Annotated in this window: 1 protein-coding gene; it reads left to right on the forward strand. The window is 75.1% G+C overall.

Translation table 11 applies throughout. The features are described from left to right. Window positions 1-175: 175 nt before the first annotated feature. Window positions 176-1,077 (forward strand): GDSL-type esterase/lipase family protein (locus ACFV4F_RS43465; RefSeq protein WP_380511611.1); only part of this gene is annotated, 902 nt, incomplete at its 3' end.

The raw sequence follows: 1,077 nt of genomic DNA on the forward strand, positions 1-1,077 counted from the left end.
TCCCGCCCCCCGCGGGCGGGGGGCGGGGGGCCCCGCCGCGCCCAACCCCCGGGACCCCCCCGGGCCCCCCGCCCCCCCCCCCGCCCCGGGCGGGGCGCGGCCGGCCCACCTCGTGCACCACGTACCCCACGGCCGGCCAGCGCGCCGGCCCCTTTCGAAGGCCGTACTCCCTGCCATGAAACCTCGCGTTCCCCGGGCACTGGCGGCGCTCCTCGCCGTGACCGGCGTCGGCCTCGGCCTGGCCCCGACCACCGCCCAGGCCGCCACCCGGCCCTCACCTCCACTGATCAAGGTCATGCCGCTCGGCGACTCCATAACCTGGGGGGCCGGCAGCCGCAGCGGTGACGGCTACCGCGCGCCGCTGATGGACCTGACCGCGCGCCAGTCCCCTTACACCATCGACATGGTGGGCTCGAACTCGTCCGGCACCCAGGTGGACCCGGACAACGAGGGCCACAGCGGCTACAAGATCCGGCAGATCCGCGCCGGCATCGACCAGTGGCTGACCGCGGCCGACCCGGACGTCGTCCTGCTGCACCTGGGGATCAACGACGTCAAGTTCGACAAGACCGACCCGGTCACGGCCGCCACCGCGCTGTCCGAGCTCGTCGACCGCATCTACACCGACAAGCCGCGGGTGACCGTCGTCATCCAGGGCCTGCTCACCGCCACGCCCGGGCTCGAACAGCAGACCGCCGAGTTCAACCGCACGATCGCCGCCCTGGAGGCCGACCGGCAGCGGGCCGGCCGGCACGTGCGCTACGTGGACCCGGCCGACCTCGACGCCGCCCACGACCTGCCCGACCAGCTGCACCCCAACGACGACGGCTACCGCAAGATGGCCCAGGTCTTCCACACCGCCCTCGACCGCGTCGTCGCCGACGGCTGGGCGCCGCGCCCCGCCGTCCCGCGCGCCGGCACCGAGGCCGGGGACAGCGGCCGGGTGCGCTGGGCCGACTTCGACGGCGACGGCAAGCCCGACTACGTCACCATCGAGGACGACGGTTCGGTCAACGTGTGGCTCAACCACGGCGGCGACCCGGCCGGTTCCGGCGGCTGGCAGTCCCTCGGCCGGGT

The sequence above is a fragment of the Kitasatospora sp. NPDC059722 genome (genome assembly GCF_042733235.1).
Classification (GTDB): Bacteria; Actinomycetota; Actinomycetes; order Streptomycetales; family Streptomycetaceae; genus Kitasatospora.